Genomic DNA, 18,849 nt, shown 5'->3' with positions numbered 1-18,849 from the left:
ATATAAAACACAAGAATGAACAACTCAATCGAAGAAGGAAAAACTCCCGCTATTACCAGTTACATATTAATTATAGGTGTTTTAATCGCAATGTCGATGAACTCTGAAAACAAAAATAGTTTTGCCTCTTTTCATATACGTCAAGCACTAGGATTATCGCTAACATTTATCTCATTTGGACTTATAATCAGTAATTTTGATAGTTTCATGATTACTTTCCCAATGTGGATTTGTATCTCTATTTTATGGACATACGGCATTTTTAGTGCTATTAAAGGCGAAACAAAACCTGTACCTTTAGTAGGTGCACTTTTTCAAAAATGGTTTAAAAGCATCGGTTAATTTTTGATTTCAAATATTATCTAAAACCGACAACTGCATTTTACCATTTACAACTCACAATTTACCTTAAAAAAAATGAACTTATCTTTAGAATATCAAATAAGAGAACCAAAAGTTATCTTAGACAAAAACCCTCTATTACTATTACTTCACGGATATGGCAGCAACGAAGAAGATTTATTCTCTTTTGCCAGCGAGCTTCCTGATAATTATTATATCATTTCTGCAAGAGCTCCTTATGACTTACAATACAATAGTTATGCTTGGTACGCCATTAATTTTGATGCCGATCAAAACAAATTCTCTGATAACGAACAAGCTAAGACATCACGTGATTTAATTGCTAAGTTCATTGATGAATTAACTGCAAATTACCCAATTGATGCAAACAATGTAACTTTAATTGGCTTTAGCCAAGGATCAATTTTAAGTTATGCAACAGCACTTTCTTATCCTGAAAAAATTCAGAGAGTGGTTGCAATGAGCGGTTATTTTAATGATGAAATAATCAAAGAGGGTTACGAGAAAAACAATTTCAAAGATTTAAAAATATTTGCTTCTCACGGAACTGTAGATCAGGTAATCCCTATTGATTGGGCTAGAAAAACACCTGCAATTTTAGAAAATCTAAACATTCCTGTTTCTTATAAAGAATATCCTGTTGGACATGGAGTTGCACCTCAAAATTTCTTCGATTTTAAAAATTGGCTAGCGCAATAGTTTATAGTATTCAGTCACTTTTTTAAGTTGAAAAAAACAATCAAATATAAATCAAAGAGTAATTATAAAATTCTTAATTCCAAGAACATCTTTATAATTACTCTTATTGTCATAAGCTTAACAATCCTATCTGTTTGGCTTTTTGGACTTGGAAATCATAATTCTGTTTTTGAAAATTCATTACTATCAACAACAATTTTATCCTTAGCATTTTTCTTTTTTATTACAATCGGATTGTATAGAGGAGTAAAAATAAAAGATAATTTAGGCAAAATAACTGATCGTTTTGAATCAAAAAAATTAGATTTTTTAAGAAACTTAACTGCAAAAGGAAGTTTATCTTCTGCTCCTGATGTTGGCGAAGGCATTTTAGGAGCTCTTATCGGTCTGATTTTATGGTTTTTTATGGCAATTATAATCAGTTATTTATTTTGGGCTTTTGGAGCAATAATATGGATTTCTATTCTAACTTTTATTGCAATGCTTTATTGGATTTTTTTTAGAGCTTTAAGGCTTATCTTTAAAAAATCATCCATATGTAAAGATTCATATTCAAAAAGTTTTTTTTATGGTTTTAGTTTTACAATACTATATAACTTTTGGATTTATATAATCATTTTTATGACTGTATCTCTTTTCTGAAAATATTTCAGTTGTAATTCTTAAATTGCAATCGAATATTCTAAGACCATCAAAATCTTCATAATTTTAAAAATTGGCTAGCGCAATAGTTCATCGAATTCAGTTTAAAAATAGTAACAAAAAGAACAATTATGGGAATAGAAAGTTTAATTGGTTTTATTTTACCAATAGTATTAATTACTAGTGGTCTTTTTATAAAAAATACTAAAAATCCGAACTTCCAAACTTCAAAAAAATATTGGAAAATATTATTTATTTTAGGGATTTTGAATTTAATAATGAAGTTATACCTAATGTTCTTTCTTTAATAAGTGATTTTATAATATTCAAGTAAGTTTTTATTTTACAACTTCAACTACTATCAACAATACTAAATTATCATATCTTTAAGTTTCAAATAGTAAACTTAAAATCAAACTCAAAGGTTTTAAATATTATATTTAAAACCTTTTTTCATTAAATAATTTCTTAATCAACAATAATAGTAATTAGGATTAATTAATAAAACATGAAGATAAATACAAAGGATTTAATTCCAAAAGACAAACATGATATAGAAAGAGCAGAAAATTTAAAAAACTATTCTTATTCAGAACTAAAACCAATAATTCCTGAATTACTAGAGTGGCTTCAAGATTTGAATTGGCCAGTTGCAAAACTAGTTTCGGAATATTTAGAAAGCATCACTGAAAATATCTCTCTCGAAATTTTAGATGTTTTAAAAACTAATGATGCCGTTTGGAAATATTGGACAATATCAATTTTTGGAAGAGTTACAAATGATGAGCTTATTCGCAACGAAATTATACGAATTGCAATGAATCCTACTAAAGGTGAAATCATTGAAGAAGTTGATAAAATAGCAAATGAAATAATTCTAGAACGCGGTTGGAAGTAAACTATTCACTTTTGACATTTTTCATTTTTATAATAAATCACCTTATCTTTAAACTGTACATCTTGTAACAAATAACAAAGAGTAAGACTAACCTGTAAACTGATCTAACTAACTATGAAACAACTATTATTCTCCCTACTTTTTATTGGATTTACATTTTTCGCAAAAGCACAATCCGATAACAAGATTACTATTGGCACGATTGAAACCGTACATTCTAAGATATTAAATGAAGACCGAAAAGTCTGGATATATGTGCCTGGTGGTTATACCAAAGGCGCACCCAAAACTGAGAATTATCCTGTTCTTTATTTATTAGATGGTGATGCACATTTTACTTCAGTTGTTGGTATGACAGAACAATTAAGTACAATGAACGGTAATACAATTTGCCCAAAAATGATTGTAGTAGGAATACTCAATACCGACAGAGCTCGTGATTTAACTCCTACTCATATTGAATCTGATTTGCCTATGATGACTAGTGAAGCGAGTAAAACTACTGGTGGAAATGAAAACTTCATTACATTTATTGAAAAAGAATTAATGCCATACGTTGAAAAAAATTATCCTACAGCTCCATACAAAATGCTAATCGGGCATTCTTTTGGTGGTTTAACGGTTATAAATGCACTTGCAAATCATACTAATTTATTTAATTCTTATGTTTCTATCGATCCAAGTATGTGGTGGGACAAACAGAAATTTTTAGAGTTAAGTAAAAAAATATTTGCTCAGAAAAAATTCAAAAACACCAGTTTATTTTTAGGCATTGCCAATACGATGGAAGCTGGAATGGATACTATTAGAGTAAAAAAAGATACTACTCAAGGTACAAGGCATATTCGTTCGATATTGGAATTAGCCAATGATTTAAAAAAGAACAAACAAAACCAACTAAATTTTGAATACAAATATTACGACAAAGACAGTCATGGTTCTGTTCCTTTTATTGCTGAGTATGATGCACTTCGTTTTATTTTTAGTTTCTATAATTTAAACTTGACTTTTACAGATTTTATGGATGCTGGAATGAGTTTGCCAACTAAGATTGAAAAACATTATCAAAATGTTTCCGAAAAAATGGGCTATAAAATACCACCTCCCGAAACTCCTATCAATCAATGTGGATATATGGCACTAGGCAAAAATAACTTAACCCAAGCTGAGTATTTTTTTAAACTAAATGTAAAAAACTATCCCGAAAGCGCTAATGTATATGATTCTCTAGGAGATTATTATAAACAAGTGAATGATAAAACTAATGCAATAAGCAATTACAAAAAGGCGTTATCCATCAACAAGGAAAGCGCCGAAACAAAACAAAAACTAGAGGAACTTAAAAAAGGGAAATAGAAAAAATATCAATAATTTTATAATCATATAAACTAATTATTTAAAAACTACTTCAATCAAAATCATGAAACACCTACTTATCCTTTTTCTTATAATTAACAGTACCATTTCATTTTCTCAAACTTACGATGCCCAAATAGTTAACAACAATAATGATACAATAAATACTAAAATATTAATTAAGGGTGGCATGATTTTTAAAAATAATAAAATCTTATCTATTCAAGAAAAAATAACAGTTTTATCTGGCAATTCTCAAAAAGATTATTACCCAAAAGATATTAAATCATTTAGAATTAGATTAGACGGAAAAAAATCCCAAACATATGATAATGTTGATAATCTTCTTTTTGCAGAAAGATTATATTCTAATAAAATTAAACTCTATTACAAATTAGTTCGAAAAGAAACAAACAGAAGCCCTTATTTTGTAATTTACAGGGTCTTTTTAGTAAAAAAACCAAATGATGAAAAAATAGTAGATTTATATCCAAATGGATTTAGCAGATTAATTACACAAGATGAAATGCTTAAAAAATTCACAGATTGTAAAATTTCTTTTGATAAGATTAAGAACGATGAAATCAAAATAAGAAATGAGGACATACTAGTTGAATTTATTACCGATTATGAAAAAAATTGTTTTAACAATTAGAATTTTATAAAAATGAAAATATCTAAACTCGACAATCCAGCATTAATCCTAATCGATATTCAGAAAGGTTTTGATAATATCGAATATTGGGGTGGAGAACGCAATAATTTAAATGCTGAACAAAATGCTAGTGAACTTCTTGAAATATGGAGAAATAATAAGTTACCGATATTTCATATCCAACATTGTTCTTCTAATCCAAATTCATTGCTGCACGAAACAAATCCCGGAAATACATTTAAAGATATCGTTAAACCCCTAGCTGGAGAAACAATAATTCAGAAAAATGTAAACAGTGCTTTTATTGGTACCGATTTAAAAGAACAACTTGATCATGATAAAATTGATACTCTTGTTATTATAGGTTTAACAACCGATCATTGCGTGTCTACAACTACAAGAATGGCCGGGAATTTTGGTTATAATACCTTTCTAATCTCAGATGCAACTGCCTCTTTTAACAAAAAAGGATTAAGTGGTCAAGAATTCAGTGCCGAGACAATTCATGAAACAGCACTTGCCAGCTTAAACGAAGAATTTGCTCAAGTAGTAACAACTGATTTTATCAAACAGAATATTTAAACTGTGAAAATTTAACCGCAAAGCACACAGTCCCGATAGCTATCGAGATACGCAAAGGTCGAAAGGTTTTAAAATCATTCTAATCTTTTTTATCCCGATAGTTATCGGGAGTGACAGAAAAAACAACATATTTATATAAACAAGAAAGGCGAGAATTATTTCTCGCCTTTCTTGTTTTGTCTTTTTTATAATCTGTAAACTGCAACTAGATACTGCAAACTTTACTCTCCTGTATAAATAATTTCACCTGCTTTTTTCAGCACGTATCCTTTCCAAGGTATTAATTCTAAATCTCCATTAATCCAAGGCTCTCCTTCTCCTTTGCGTTCCAAGATAATTGATTCATCTTGTGTATCAAGAAAAAGTTCAGCTTTATTTCCTGCTTTTTCAAAAATAACATAAGCAACTGTGGTATACGTTTTTCCATCTTTGGCGTGCTCTAACTTTGTACCTTCAAAAATTCGTATACATTCTTTCCTAACGGATGACCAAGTATAACCTGCAGAGCCTTTACACCCATGAGCATCTGAATCTCCTCCTACAATATGCTCAGGTTTTACTTCTTCCTTGACAGGTTTTGTTTCTTCTTGAGAAACTTTTTTGGCACAAGAAAATGAAAGTCCAATAATAATCGAAAATAAAAATACTTTTTTCATAGGTTCTATTTATTAATTGTTACAATTATTATACAGTTCGTGAATTCTTATTTTTGATATAATAATGACTGATTTACTTCAAAAGTTACACTCCCATCATTGTTGACAAAGTATTTTAATAAAACTTCACCCCATGTTTCTCCATCGCTAAAATCAGCAATAATCCATCTGTGGTTAAGCACCTTAACTTTATTTATTATAAATTTATTTACTCCTATTTGGTCTTGTCCTGTATATGGATTCCCCTTTTTGGTAGCATTAAGATCCATTAATTTCTCAGTAACCATCGGAATTAGTTGCTCGTACTTTATTGTTTTTGAAGCATCATCCGAATCAAAGTAATTTTGTGCATTTTGATTGTTCTCTAATGAAAAATAGTTTGCTTCATTTAGCTTATTCTCTACTAAATCTAAACTATCTCTAAGTTTTTTGGTCGTTTTAACATAACGTTCCTGTTCAAACTTTACTTCTTTACTATAAAACATATAGGTAAAAATATTCATAAGTATAGCAATGATAAATAGGTAAAGCAATAAGGATTTTTTCATTTTTAAGATATAATTAAATTGTGATTTCTAAATTATCATATGCCAGATAAACATTTTTAGGAAGCCTTTTTTGTACTTCCTCATGAAATCCTAATACATGACTAATATGTGTTAAATAAGCCACTTCTGGCTGAACCAAAGTTATAAAATCTAAGGCTTCTTGCAAGTTAAAATGTGTATCGTGTGGCTCAACACGTAATGCGTTTATCACTAATACTTTCAAGTTTTTTAGTTTATCGATTTCTACTTGTTCAATAGTTTTTACATCTGTTAAGTAAGCAAAATCATCTATTCGATACCCAAAAACCTGTAAATCGCCATGCATAACATTTACCGGAATTGCCTTTTTATTTCCCACAGCAAACGGCTCATCATTAATTACCTCAATTGTTTTTACTGATGGTGCTCCTGGATATTTATTGACCGTTTCAAAAACATAATCAAAGCGTCTTTTTAAATTACCAATAACACGTTCATGTGCATAAATTGGCATTTCGCCTTGTCTAAAATTATACGGGCGTATATCATCTAATCCTGCAGTGTGATCGGCATGCTCATGTGTAAATAAAATTGCATCTAATTTCTTACAGTTGCAAGCCAACATTTGTTGTCTAAAATCAGGACCGCAATCAATAACATATGAATGGTTATCCCAACTAATCCATACAGACACTCGAAGTCTTTTATCCTTAGTGTCAGTACTTTTACATACAGGATGATCAACCCCTATTATCGGAATACCTTGAGATGTACCTGTGCCTAAAAAATATACCTTCAATTGTGCTTTATTTTTTTACAAAAATAGGATTAATTATCTTTCATTAGAAGCCTAATTTACTAACTTTGTAACAAATAAGCCATATTTAAAATAAAATGGGTATAGAAATAAAACTTAAGGGTGATAAAGTCATCGCTCAAATACCATCCATAAAAGACAAAGCGCTACGAATTAATCTAAATGAAAATATTTACGGAACCTTTGCAGAGATTGGTGCGGGGCAAGAAACTGTAAGGCATTTTTTTAGATCTGGTGGCTCGTCTGGAACAATTGCAAAGGCAATGTCTGCTTACGACAAAGATTTTAGTGATGCCATTTACGGAATTGAAAGTGATGGCCGTTACGTTACTGAAGAACGGTTAAAGAAAATGCTAACCCTTGAAGGTCAAATAATTGAAGAACGATTAAGCAGAAAAAAACACCCAACAAAACTTTTCTTTAGTTATGCCAATACTGTTGCAACAATAGATTTTGCAAAACAATTTAAAGGTCATGGCTGGGTTGGAATTAGATACCAAATTGAACCTGATGAAGCATATAACGAAATTATACTTCATATTCGTTTTAAAGAAACTGACGCTCGATTGCAACAAGAAACATTAGGAATTCTTGGTGTTAACTTAATTTACGGAGCATTTTATAAATACAATGATCCTAAAAGATTACTTCGTTATTTATATGATCACCTAGACAAAGATCAGCTTGAAATTGATACTATCAACTTTTCTGGTCCTCGATTTGCTGATGTAGACAATCGATTGATTAGCTTACAACTGGTTAAAAATGGAATGACTGATGCCGTTATGTTCAATCCTGAAGGTAAAAACATTCTTCCTGCTGCCATTTTATACAAAAAGAACATTCTTGCCTTACGCGGGAGTTTTCGCCCTGTAACTAAGGTTAATATGGATATGTACGAGAAATCATTAAAGATGTTTCTCGAAGAAAATAAGGTTGAAAAAGATAATACACTGGTAATTTTCGAAATCACGCTATCTAACCTCCGTTCTGATGGAGAAATCGATGAACGAGATTTTATGGATAGAGCCGAATTACTTTGTTCATTAGGCCAAACAGTAATGATTTCGAACTTCCAAGAATACTATAAAGTGGTTGAGTATTTTGCTAATTACACCAAAGCCCGAATGGGATTGGCAATGGGTGTTAACAATTTAGTCGACATCTTTGATGAGAAATACTACCGCCATTTAAGTGGTGGAATTCTTGAAGCTTTCGGAAAATTATTCTACCGTGACATGAAAGTATTCTTGTATCCAATGATCGATGAAGATGGTACAATCATGAATTCGACTAACTTAAAAGTTCATCCTAGAATGAAAGAATTGTATAAGTTCTTTAAATTTAACGGTAAAGTTATTGATGTTGCTGATTTCGATCCTCATACTCTGGAAGTATTTTCTAGAGAGGTACTAAAAATGATTAGTCAAGGAAAACCAGGATGGGAACCTATGCTTCCAAAAGGTATTGCTGAGATTATTAAGGAGCATCACTTATTTGGATACGAACCTAATAAAGTTTTAAAAGAGTCTAATTAAAGTTTTGTAAACTACGTTTTGAGAGGCAAAATTTAAAAGTTTTAAATACAAAAGCATCAGTTCTCCAACTGGTGCTTTTTTTGGCTCTAAGCTATTTTTTATTTTATTTCTATTTGTTTATTTCCTGAAGTAAAATATCTAGTCTGTAAAAACTACTAAACCTTAACAAATAAAAAAAGGAGTAATCTTTGTAAAAGTTTAAAACTTTTACAAAGATCTTCCGAAAACTAAAACTACAAGAAAAAATGCTACTTCAGTATCTGATCTGCATGTTCTTTAGTTTTTACTTTTGAAATTATGTCTGCTATAATTCCTTCTTCATTAATTACAAATGTCGTTCTGTGGATTCCGTCGTATTCTTTTCCCATGAATTTTTTAGGTCCCCAAACTCCAAATGCGTTGATTACAGATTTATCTTCATCAGCTAATAACGGAAACGGAAAATCATATTTTTCTTTAAATTTAGCTTGTGCTTTTTGCGCATCGGCACTTACTCCCAATAATGCATAATTATTAGCTTGAAAACGCTCGTAGTTATCTCTTAAATCGCAAGCTTCGGCTGTACATCCTGGCGTATTTGCTTTTGGATAAAAGAAAACTACTAATTTTTTTCCTGCATAATCAGCTAATTTATGTGTGTTCCCATCTTGATCTGTTCCTGAAAAATTTGGTGCCTTATCTCCTATTTGTAATGTTGTCATTTTTTTATTTTTTTAGACTACTTAGATTCTTAAAATTAACAATTGATAATTAACAATTTATAATTCTAAAATTGTACTATTTTTACGGGATTAAATTTACGGAAATGAATAAACAAGAACGGGTAACTTTTGTTATAAATACGTTAAAAGAATTATACCCAACTATCCCTGTGCCTCTCGACCATAAAGACCCATATACTTTATTAATTGCTGTATTGTTATCTGCTCAATGTACCGACGTTCGTGTGAACCAAATTACGCCTTTATTATTTGCAAAGGCTGATAATCCATATGATATGGTAAAAATGTCTGTTGAAGAAATTCGTGATATTATCCGTCCCTGTGGTTTATCACCTATGAAATCAAAAGGCATTCACGGTTTATCACAAATCCTTATTGATAAACATGGCGGTAAAGTTCCTCAGAGTTATGAATATCTGGAGGAATTACCTGCAGTTGGGCATAAAACAGCAAGTGTTGTTATGTCTCAGGCTTTTGGTATTCCTGCATTTCCTGTAGATACTCACATTCATAGGTTGATGTATAGATGGAATTTATCTAACGGAAAAAATGTAACTCAAACCGAAAAAGATGCTAAGCGTCTTTTCCCCGAAGAAATCTGGAATGATTTACATCTTGAAATTATTTGGTATGGCAGAGAATATTCGCCTGCCCGTGGCTGGGATCTTGACAAAGATATCATCACAAAAACTATTGGAAGAAAATCTGTGATAGATGATTATTATAAAAATCAAGCTTCTAAAAAACAAAAAAATCACTAATCGCATACTGCTCTTAGTGATTTTTTAACCAAACGACCAATTTGATTAATTCATTTACCTCCAAAACATCCGACAACTGTTGTGGGCTGTTTAATTAGCCATAATCTCAAAACTCTTATCGTCAATTTTTACTATTGTTAATGCTTCTGAGTAGCTTAATATAAAAGAAACGACTTCTTTTTTAGGTTTCAAGTCTTTAGTAACTGTTGCTTTTTTTGAGTAAATTTTTGCCATGCTAATAATTGTTTATTTAAATATTAACGGCCTATTCCTCTATTTAGTATATTAATTAGTTAAAATAATTTGATGTTTTTCTATAATCTTTCTTATATTCATTAACGCATATCTCATTCTTCCTAAGGCTGTATTGATACTAACACCTGTTACTTCGGATATTTCTTTAAAGCTCATATCCTGATACATACGCATTACCAGTACTTCTTTTTGATCATTTGGAAGTTCTTCTATTAACTTTTTTAAATCAACCTCAACTTGATCCACAATCATTTTATTTTCAATTGTTAGTGTATCATCTGACATAATAGAGAATATCGAAAACTCTTCGGTTTCTCTATACATTGGCATTTTCTTTGTTCTTCGATAATGATCTACTATTAAATTGTGAGATATACGCATTACCCAAGGCAAAAACTTACCTTCTTCATTATATGAGTTGCTTTTTAAAGTCTTGATTACTTTTATAAATGTATCCTGAAAAATATCATTTGATATGTCTTTGTCTGCTGTTTTTGAATATATAAAGCCATAAATCTTTGATTCATGTCTTTTTATCAATGTTGACAAGGCACTTTCGTTCCCTTCAACATAATTCTTCACCAATAGAGCGTCAGGAATTTGCAGATTAGCCATAATACTACCTTTTAGTTTTAATTTGAAATTTGGGTAATTTTCTAAAAAAGTAATTTTACTGTATAGGCTAATAGTTTTTAAAGTGTTAATTAAGTGTTCAAATTTAACAAATATTTTTTAAAAAAAGCAAATTAAATTAAGAATAATAATTATCTAAATCTAAAAAACATGAAGACCAAGCCAACGATTTCCATAAAAAAGATAAAAACCAATAAATTTCCTCTTTGTTCTTAACCGCTAAAAAAGAAGTCTAAATCGCACAAAACAAATTGATTGCAATTTAACAAATATTTTTTTTTACATTCTTTATCATTGCTATATCTAGAATCTAATCAACACTATTTTTCGGAGATGACCTTATCTTAAAACAATAATTATTGTGTTGTTTTTTACATAAATTGAACCTCTATCCTTAACATAACTCAAATCAAAAATGCTTACTTTTGTGGAAATTGATTTTTTGTATGCAAATTGACCTTTCTACACTCGACCCAAAGAAAAACATCATCATTAAAGGTGCTCAGGTACATAATTTAAAAAATGTAGATGTTGCCATTCCAAGAAACAAACTTGTTGTTATCACGGGACTTTCGGGTTCTGGAAAATCAAGTTTGGCATTCGATACTTTGTATGCTGAAGGACAACGCCGTTATGTAGAGAGTTTATCATCATATGCACGTCAGTTTTTAGGTCGTTTAGATAAACCAAAGGTCGAATACATAAAAGGAATTGCTCCTGCAATTGCTATTGAGCAAAAAGTAAATACTACCAATGCGCGTTCGACAGTAGGAACATCTACAGAGATTTACGATTATGTAAAGTTACTTTTTGCAAGAATTGGTCGTACCTACTCACCTGTTTCTGGTCATGAAGTCAAAAAAAATACCGTTACCGATGTTGTTACCGATGTAAAAAATCTAGAATTAGATAGTAAGTGGTTGCTTCTAGCTCCTATTCATCTTGAAAAAGGAAGAAAACTAGAAGATAAACTTAATGTTTTATTACAACAAGGATTTGCTCGTATTTTAATTGATAACGAAATGGTTCGTTTAGATGAATTTGAAACTTCACTTGACACAAAAAAGAACCAAGAGATCTTATTGATTATTGATAGAATCGTTGTAAAAGACGAGGAAGAATTTTACAATCGTCTTTCAGATGCTGTTCAAACTGCATTTTTTGAAGGAAAGGGTATTTGTTTTTTACAAGAATTAAAAACTAATAAAAGATTCAGTTATTCTAATAATTTTGAGTTAGACGGAATCACTTTCTTAGAACCAAATCCGCATTTATTTAGTTTCAATAATCCGTATGGTGCTTGCCCTGCTTGCGAAGGATATGGAAATATTATTGGTATCGATGCCGATTTAGTAGTTCCTAATACTTCTTTATCTATTTACGAAAATGCCATTTTTCCTTGGCGTGGCGAAAGCATGAGTTGGTTTCGTGATCAATTGGTAAATAATTCTCATAAATTCGATTTCCCAATACACAAACCATACTTTCAATTAAGCGAGGAACAAAAAGAACTAATATGGAAAGGAAATCAATATTTTGAAGGCTTAAATGATTTCTTCAAAGAACTTGAAGAAAAAAATTATAAAATACAAAATAGAGTAATGCTTTCTCGCTACCGCGGAAAAACAAAATGCCATGTTTGTAAAGGAAAACGTTTACGAATAGAAGCTTCTTATGTAAAAATAAACGGTAAAACAGTTTCAGATTTAGTCGATTTACCAATTCAGCATTTAGCTAGTTTCTTCAATGGAATAGAGCTTAATGTTTATGAAAAACAAATTGCAAAACGATTACTAGTTGAAATTAATAATAGACTATCCTTTTTAACAGAAGTAGGACTTTCTTACCTTACCTTAAATCGAAATTCTTCGACTCTTTCTGGAGGAGAATCGCAACGTATTAATCTGGCCACTTCTCTAGGAAGTAGTTTGGTTGGATCTATGTATATTCTAGATGAACCAAGTATTGGTTTACATCCAAAAGATTCTGAACGATTGATAAAAGTATTGCTTTCTCTTCGTGATTTAGGCAATACTGTAATTGTTGTAGAACATGACGAAGACATCATGAAAGCTGCCGATATGATTATAGATATTGGTCCTGAAGCAGGAACTTTTGGAGGAGAATTAGTAGCCCAGGGAACGTATGAGGAAATATTAAAATCATCTTCGTTAACGGCTAAATATTTAAATGGTGATTTAGAAATAGCTATTCCTAAACACCGAAGAAAATCTAAAAATTTCATACAGATTATTGGCGCTCGCGAAAACAATCTTAAAAATATAGATGTTACTTTCCCATTAGATGTTTTAACTGTAATTACAGGAGTTTCGGGTAGTGGAAAAAGCACACTTATTAAAAAAATTCTATTTCCTGCTATTCAGAAAAAATTAGATAATGCTGCTGAAAAAGCAGGTCAGTTTACTGAAATAAAAGGATCTTTTTCGCAAATAAAACATATCGAATATGTTGATCAAAATCCTATCGGAAGAAGTTCTCGTTCTAATCCCGTAACTTATATAAAAGCTTACGATGATATTAGAGAACTTTATGCCAAAGAAAAACTATCAAAAATAAGAGGTTACCAAGCCAAACATTTTTCTTTTAATGTAGATGGTGGAAGATGCGAAACCTGTAAAGGTGAAGGCTCTATTAACGTCGAGATGGTTTTTATGGCAGATGTACAGTTACCATGCGAAACTTGTAGTGGTAAACGCTTTAAAAAAGAAGTTTTAGAAATTACTTTTGACGATAAAAACATCAATGACATCTTAACCATGACAATTGATGATGCTATTAGTTTCTTCTCAAAAAACAATCAAACTAAGATTACGCAAAAATTACAGCCACTACAAGATGTTGGTTTAGGATATGTACAATTAGGACAATCTTCTTCGACTCTTTCTGGTGGTGAAGCACAACGTATTAAACTGGCTTCATTCTTGGTTAAAGGCGCTACAAAAGATAAAGCTTTATTTGTTTTTGATGAGCCTACAACTGGACTTCATTTTCATGATATCAAGAAATTATTAGCTTCATTTGATGCATTGATTGATAAAGGGCATTCTATAATTGTAATCGAACACAATCTTGATCTTATAAAATGTGCCGATTGGATAATCGATTTAGGCCCAGAAGGTGGGGAAAATGGCGGAGAATTGTTAGCTGAGGGAATACCTGAGGATATAGTAAAAATAAAAAAATCTATAACAGGTATCTACTTAAAAGAAAAATTGTAATTTTAACTTATTCGTGGTAACATTTATCTTCAAAAGGAATTCCATCTTCATCGATGGCAACTAATATCTTTTTGTTCTTGGATGACTCTATGGTTAAATACAACCAAGCAATAGACCATAACCCAAATGTTAGGCAACAAATAAGGAAATTAAAACTATGATCGACCACTCTTTCTCCTTTTGATAAAACTGCAAAAAGCATTTCATCATTCCTTTCTTCTAAGATAAAACCGTTATGTATTTTATTTGAAATTATATTCGAAAATACTTGTAGACTTTCTTCTTGCGTAAACTGTGGGCTTTTCATAATCGTTAATTAAAATTATTTTAGCTATTGACTTTAATAATTTATTTGGGGGATACAGGAAGCAAAATTAGTTTATAATCATAAACTATGCAATACCCACTTTTAGTGATATTACAATTAGTTTTTCATCATAAAACACTAAATTTATTAATTCCATAAGTAGAGTCCTCAATTAAAAGTTTCATTATACATAGGCAATTCTCTTTTTTTAGCTACCTAAACTCCCTTTAAATAAATTACAACTTGCCTATTTATATTAAACGCAGGAGTTTCGTAATTATTACTTAGATAATCCTCTGGAACATTTGTTTTGTTACCATCACGAAGCCCCTTATAATGTAGTGACATTGTTACGATACCAGCTTTATTAAAACCATCCTGAATATTTTGATGTAAAGATTAATAAATTAATGGCTGTTTTTTTGAGGCTCTTGGGTATATGCATTAATTTCATAACAAATATAAAAACAGAATGAATCCCTTTTTTGTTCTCGAACTTATTTCTTACTGAATCTTAATCCCAAGCTTCTTTGCAAAGTTATTTATTACTTGGTTTATCTCTTTAGAGATTTCAAATTTATAGTTTAAATACACATAAAAAACCGTCACAATAGCTGATTTTAAAGCAATTCCTATTAACGGATAAACTGAAAATTCCCAAAAGTAAAACAATAGAAATAACACTGCTGTAACCAGTAATGAATACAAATTTTGTTTTGTAAAAGGATATAAATGAAGTTTCTTAACTACAAAAAGTAATTTTGCCAAACTGTATGCTGTAATAGATAACAACGTTGCAAATGCTGAACCCTTAATACCATAAATCGGTATAAAAATTATATTTAAAATAAAGGTCAAAACAACTAAACCTAACCCTAAGAACAATACCGTTCGATAATATTTTGTATTAAAAATAATAGCATTATTATTTCCTAAAATAAGATCAAAATATTTAGACAACCCAATCATAAAAACAACCGGAACTCCTCCTCTATATTCCTCAGGAACTATTTCATATAACTGATTAATATTTACGAAAATACACAACATCACAAATCCACCAACAATCTGTAAATTAATAGATGTCTTTTTGTACAAATCATTCAATTCGTCATGTTTGTTTTCATGCATTAATTTAGCTGTAATAGGATACACGATTTGATGCATTGCACGGCTCGGAACTGAGATTACCAAGGCAATATATGTTGCTACCGAATAATAGGCTATATTCTCAATTTTCATATACTGATTAAGCATCAACTTATCTCCATCCAAAAGCAAATTGGCTACACTTCCTGAAAGAATAATGTAAAACGTATATTCCATTACACTTTTTACGTTCTCTGGTATGGTGATCTGAAATTTTGGCTTCTTGATACTAAAAGCATAAAACATCGTTACGATAAAAGCTAAAAAATAAATCCCTGCCGTTATATATACAAATTGAATTAAGGTTATCCAATGAAAATACAACCCTACTAATACAACTGTAGAAAACAATCTTAAACCTACTTCTTTTATGAAATTCCCAAAAACAGAATGCATATGAACCCTTGCCCATGCATAAAAAATCTCGAAGTAAGCCATACAAATTCCAACAAAAGGAATCAATAAAATAAACTCTTTTACAACTGGATTTTTCTTTGATACGAAGGCTGTAATGTCATCAAAAAAAAAGATTCCGATAATTCCTAACGGAATACACATTAGTATTGGAAACAAAGCCGTAAACGATAAAAACTGCTCCCTTTCTTCTTCTGTTTTATATTGAGAATAAAATTTGACTAGCGTATTTTGCATCCCGATAGCAAACAAAGGCATGATTACATTTGCTGCAGAAAGAATATAATTAGTTAAGCCATAATAAGTTTCGCCTAAATAAATCGGATATAAATAAAGCGTGTTTATTGCACCAATACCAAAACCAATATATGTTATAATAGTATTTTTAAAAGACTGATTTAAGACTATGCCCATTGAAGGTATTTATGTTTTTTTATTGAAAGTTTAAAAAGTATTCTATTTAATCAATTGTGCTAACTGTTTTGTTAGGTTTTTTCTAGAATATTGTTGTAATCCTACTCCGTTTGATTGTAGTTTCCCTTCTAAAAATTGATTGTAAAAATCCAAAATTACACTTTTTAATTTCATTTTTTCAGAATAGTCAAAAAACACACCTGTATTTGTCTGAGTTATAATATCTGAGAAGTCAGAACCCTTTGGTCCTATTGCAATTATTGGTCTATTAGAAACCATATATTCAAACAACTTACCAGGAATAATACTCTTTGTGTCTTCTGAATTGATCTCGATTAACAATAAAACCTGAGATTTTTTTTGATGCGCGATAGCTTCTTTATGCGAAACATATCCTAAATTATTCAGATAATCATTAAGATTGAACTTAGTAATTGTTTCTAATACTTCCTGACTAACTGCACCAATTAGTTTTATTTCTAAATGCTGCTTGAATTCAGGAATTTCCTGTAATAACTCAACCAAACATTCCCATAGAAAAAGCGGATTTCTTTCGGATAAGAAAGAACCTATATGTGCCAATGTAAACTTAGTATCTAATGTTTGCTTTTCGACATTTTCAACATCATATCCATTGGTAATAACTTCAATAGGTTTTGTTGTTATTTCCTGAAATTCTGTTTTGGTTGTTTTACTTGTAACAAGAATCGTATCGGCAATATTTAAAACCAGATGTTCTAGTTTCTTATGTTTTCTGGCAGCATAACTAGATAAACGTAATGATTTATGATAACCAATCGTAGTCCATGGATCACGAAAATCAGCAAACCATTTTATATTTAATTTCTGTTTTAGCTCTAATCCGATAAGATGCAAACTATGTGGCGGACCGGAAGTTACAATTGTATCAATATTATTCTCGACAATATATTTCTCTAAAAAAGAAACCGATGGTTTTACCCATAAAATGCGGGCATCGGGAATAAATAAATTCCCACGAACCCAAAGAAATGCTTTATCAAGTAATGATTGCTTTTTTTTATTCGGAAAAATTCCAGAAGCTATTTTCTTTGTTTTATTTTTCGAAAAAAATGAAGCTAATTGATAAGGCTCAATAATTTTATTCTTGATAACAATTACCTGATCCGAAACTTCATTTACCAACCCTTCATCAACAATAGGATAAGTTGGATTTTCTGGTACATATACAATTGGCTGAACACCAAATTCGGGCAAATATTTTACAAATTTCAACCAGCGTTGCACGCCAGGTCCTCCAGCAGGTGGAAAGTAATAGGTTATAATAAGGAGTTTTTTTTGTTCCAAGAAAAAAATGGTTTAAAGTTTAAAGTTGCAAATTTAGCAGTTATAAGAATGATTACAACCTTTTTTAAGAATCCTTTTTATCATTTAATTTATCAAGCTCTTCTATATCCAAAAGATCTTTTGGTCTATTAGCAGCTTTCTTAGAAATAATTAAATTATCATAATCTATAAAGTTAACTGGAATTTTATCTATGGAAACAATAGTAGCAACTTCTAAAAGAGAATCAAAAGATTGGTCTTCTAATCCTTTTACTGTAGTCATAATATCAAGTCTTAATCCGTAATTTAATGTAAAATCTGTCCATCCAGGCACAAATTGCATTGTCTCAATAGATTCAAAATTTCCTATGCCAATAGCTATAAAAGCTTTCTTAAGATTTTGTCTATTCTCTAAAGTATCCTCAAGATAAACATCTAAATCTCCTGTATTTCGATTATATCCATAAACATTGACCGCAAAACCTCCAATAATAATGTATCTTACATTAAATTCATGAAAATACTTCCAAATTGAAATAATTTGCTCATTCATGATCTTTTATATTGAATTTTCGTAGCAGTGCGTAACATATAAGAAACTTCAATAATCGCCATCATTCTCTCTAATCTTTCCAAATAAGAAAGTGATTTTATTTCGGCTATCCTTTTTTTTTCCATAGCCTTAATATTTGCTTCAATAGTTTTATCCGTTTCCACTTTTAATCAAATTGTTTAAAAAGATTATTTCGAAATTGTTTTCTTAAAAATTCTAAATAAAATATATAACAAAAGTACACAATTTAAAAAGATCCAAAAATTATAAAAAATCCAAACAATCTTGTATTTAGTTTCCATGCTTGAAAGACTTAAATATTCTCCTTGGCTCTCTTCATAAAAATCATCATATCCCATCATAT

Annotated in this window: 21 protein-coding genes; 10 read left to right on the top strand and 11 right to left on the bottom strand. The window is 30.3% G+C overall.

Features of this window, described 5'->3' with window-relative positions; all coding sequences use genetic code 11:
* Positions 1 to 15 precede the first annotated feature (15 nt).
* From IUY40_RS01985 to IUY40_RS01955, 7 genes are all read left to right on the top strand, one after another.
* Entirely contained in the window at positions 16 to 342 is a 327-nt protein-coding gene (locus tag IUY40_RS01985) for a hypothetical protein (RefSeq protein ID WP_195735211.1), read from the top strand.
* A gap of 75 nt (positions 343 to 417) precedes the next feature.
* Positions 418 to 1,062 (top strand): alpha/beta fold hydrolase, encoded by a 645-nt coding sequence (locus tag IUY40_RS01980; RefSeq protein ID WP_195735210.1) that lies wholly within the window; start codon positions 418 to 420, stop codon positions 1,060 to 1,062.
* A gap of 27 nt (positions 1,063 to 1,089) precedes the next feature.
* Entirely contained in the window at positions 1,090 to 1,704 is a 615-nt protein-coding gene (locus IUY40_RS01975) for a hypothetical protein (RefSeq protein ID WP_195735209.1), read from the top strand.
* Between the two features lie 508 nt (positions 1,705 to 2,212).
* Positions 2,213 to 2,602: a DUF5071 domain-containing protein gene (locus IUY40_RS01970; RefSeq protein WP_195735208.1), complete on the top strand. Its 390-nt coding sequence runs from the start codon at positions 2,213 to 2,215 to the stop codon at positions 2,600 to 2,602.
* 114 nt (positions 2,603 to 2,716) lie between these two features.
* On the top strand, positions 2,717 to 3,958 hold the full coding sequence (locus tag IUY40_RS01965) for an alpha/beta hydrolase-fold protein (protein ID WP_195735207.1): 1,242 nt from the start codon (positions 2,717 to 2,719) through the stop codon (positions 3,956 to 3,958).
* A 64-nt stretch (positions 3,959 to 4,022) separates the two neighbouring features.
* A complete protein-coding gene (locus IUY40_RS01960; RefSeq protein WP_195735206.1) occupies positions 4,023 to 4,613 on the top strand; it encodes a hypothetical protein in 591 nt (196 codons plus the stop codon).
* 12 nt (positions 4,614 to 4,625) lie between these two features.
* On the top strand, positions 4,626 to 5,195 hold the full coding sequence (locus IUY40_RS01955) for a cysteine hydrolase family protein (RefSeq protein ID WP_195735205.1): 570 nt from the start codon (positions 4,626 to 4,628) through the stop codon (positions 5,193 to 5,195).
* A 221-nt stretch (positions 5,196 to 5,416) separates the two neighbouring features.
* Here the strand turns inward: IUY40_RS01955 and IUY40_RS01950 are convergent, their stop codons facing one another.
* Genes IUY40_RS01950 through IUY40_RS01940 form a run of 3 tightly spaced genes read right to left on the bottom strand, consistent with a single transcriptional unit; the run spans position 5,417 to position 7,177 of the window.
* Positions 5,417 to 5,851, bottom strand: a complete 435-nt coding sequence (locus IUY40_RS01950) for a hypothetical protein (RefSeq protein WP_195735204.1) — start codon at positions 5,849 to 5,851, stop codon at positions 5,417 to 5,419.
* A gap of 47 nt (positions 5,852 to 5,898) precedes the next feature.
* Positions 5,899 to 6,399: a hypothetical protein gene (locus IUY40_RS01945; protein WP_195735203.1), complete on the bottom strand. Its 501-nt coding sequence runs from the start codon at positions 6,397 to 6,399 to the stop codon at positions 5,899 to 5,901.
* A 13-nt stretch (positions 6,400 to 6,412) separates the two neighbouring features.
* Positions 6,413 to 7,177 (bottom strand): MBL fold metallo-hydrolase, encoded by a 765-nt coding sequence (locus tag IUY40_RS01940; protein ID WP_195735202.1) that lies wholly within the window; start codon positions 7,175 to 7,177, stop codon positions 6,413 to 6,415.
* A 95-nt stretch (positions 7,178 to 7,272) separates the two neighbouring features.
* On the opposite strand from IUY40_RS01940, the gene IUY40_RS01935 reads away from it, so the two are divergent.
* On the top strand, positions 7,273 to 8,733 hold the full coding sequence (locus IUY40_RS01935) for a TonB-dependent receptor (RefSeq protein ID WP_195735201.1): 1,461 nt from the start codon (positions 7,273 to 7,275) through the stop codon (positions 8,731 to 8,733).
* A 248-nt stretch (positions 8,734 to 8,981) separates the two neighbouring features.
* Here the strand turns inward: IUY40_RS01935 and bcp are convergent, their stop codons facing one another.
* The gene (bcp, locus tag IUY40_RS01930) at positions 8,982 to 9,434 is read right to left on the bottom strand and encodes a thioredoxin-dependent thiol peroxidase (RefSeq protein ID WP_195735200.1); all 453 of its coding nucleotides are present in this window, start codon (positions 9,432 to 9,434) and stop codon (positions 8,982 to 8,984) included.
* Positions 9,435 to 9,538: 104 nt separating this feature from the next.
* On the opposite strand from bcp, the gene nth reads away from it, so the two are divergent.
* Complete coding sequence (gene nth, locus IUY40_RS01925) at positions 9,539 to 10,216, top strand: endonuclease III (RefSeq protein ID WP_195735199.1); 678 nt, start codon at positions 9,539 to 9,541, stop codon at positions 10,214 to 10,216.
* 90 nt (positions 10,217 to 10,306) lie between these two features.
* Here the strand turns inward: nth and IUY40_RS01920 are convergent, their stop codons facing one another.
* Together IUY40_RS01920 and IUY40_RS01915 are read right to left on the bottom strand one after the other, a co-directional pair.
* Entirely contained in the window at positions 10,307 to 10,450 is a 144-nt protein-coding gene (locus IUY40_RS01920) for a hypothetical protein (RefSeq protein WP_195735198.1), read from the bottom strand.
* Positions 10,451 to 10,501: 51 nt separating this feature from the next.
* On the bottom strand, positions 10,502 to 11,086 hold the full coding sequence (locus tag IUY40_RS01915; RefSeq protein ID WP_195735197.1) for a sigma-70 family RNA polymerase sigma factor: 585 nt from the start codon (positions 11,084 to 11,086) through the stop codon (positions 10,502 to 10,504).
* A gap of 464 nt (positions 11,087 to 11,550) precedes the next feature.
* On the opposite strand from IUY40_RS01915, the gene uvrA reads away from it, so the two are divergent.
* Positions 11,551 to 14,343 carry an excinuclease ABC subunit UvrA gene (uvrA, locus tag IUY40_RS01910; RefSeq protein ID WP_195735196.1) on the top strand — a complete coding sequence of 931 codons (2,793 nt, stop codon included), beginning with the start codon at positions 11,551 to 11,553 and terminating at the stop codon, positions 14,341 to 14,343.
* Between the two features lie 7 nt (positions 14,344 to 14,350).
* On the opposite strand, the gene IUY40_RS01905 is transcribed toward uvrA, so the two are convergent.
* The 5 genes from IUY40_RS01905 to IUY40_RS01890 form a co-directional block, all read right to left on the bottom strand.
* The gene (locus IUY40_RS01905; protein WP_195735195.1) at positions 14,351 to 14,650 is read right to left on the bottom strand and encodes a hypothetical protein; all 300 of its coding nucleotides are present in this window, start codon (positions 14,648 to 14,650) and stop codon (positions 14,351 to 14,353) included.
* A 216-nt stretch (positions 14,651 to 14,866) separates the two neighbouring features.
* Positions 14,867 to 14,998, bottom strand: coding sequence for a hypothetical protein (locus tag IUY40_RS19590; protein ID WP_255520462.1), 132 nt, complete (start codon positions 14,996 to 14,998; stop codon positions 14,867 to 14,869).
* A 156-nt stretch (positions 14,999 to 15,154) separates the two neighbouring features.
* A complete protein-coding gene (locus IUY40_RS01900) occupies positions 15,155 to 16,627 on the bottom strand; it encodes an oligosaccharide flippase family protein (RefSeq protein WP_195735194.1) in 1,473 nt (490 codons plus the stop codon).
* 42 nt (positions 16,628 to 16,669) lie between these two features.
* Positions 16,670 to 17,953, bottom strand: a complete 1,284-nt coding sequence (locus IUY40_RS01895; protein ID WP_195735193.1) for a glycosyltransferase family 4 protein — start codon at positions 17,951 to 17,953, stop codon at positions 16,670 to 16,672.
* A 64-nt stretch (positions 17,954 to 18,017) separates the two neighbouring features.
* A complete protein-coding gene (locus tag IUY40_RS01890; protein ID WP_195735192.1) occupies positions 18,018 to 18,485 on the bottom strand; it encodes a nucleotidyltransferase in 468 nt (155 codons plus the stop codon).
* Positions 18,486 to 18,849: the final 364 nt, after the last annotated feature.

Source organism: Flavobacterium sp. ALJ2 (genome assembly GCF_015594725.1).
Classification (GTDB): domain Bacteria; phylum Bacteroidota; class Bacteroidia; order Flavobacteriales; family Flavobacteriaceae; genus Flavobacterium.
The sequence above is the reverse complement of the archived record's forward strand: the minus strand, read 5'-3'. Positions and strand labels throughout refer to the sequence as shown.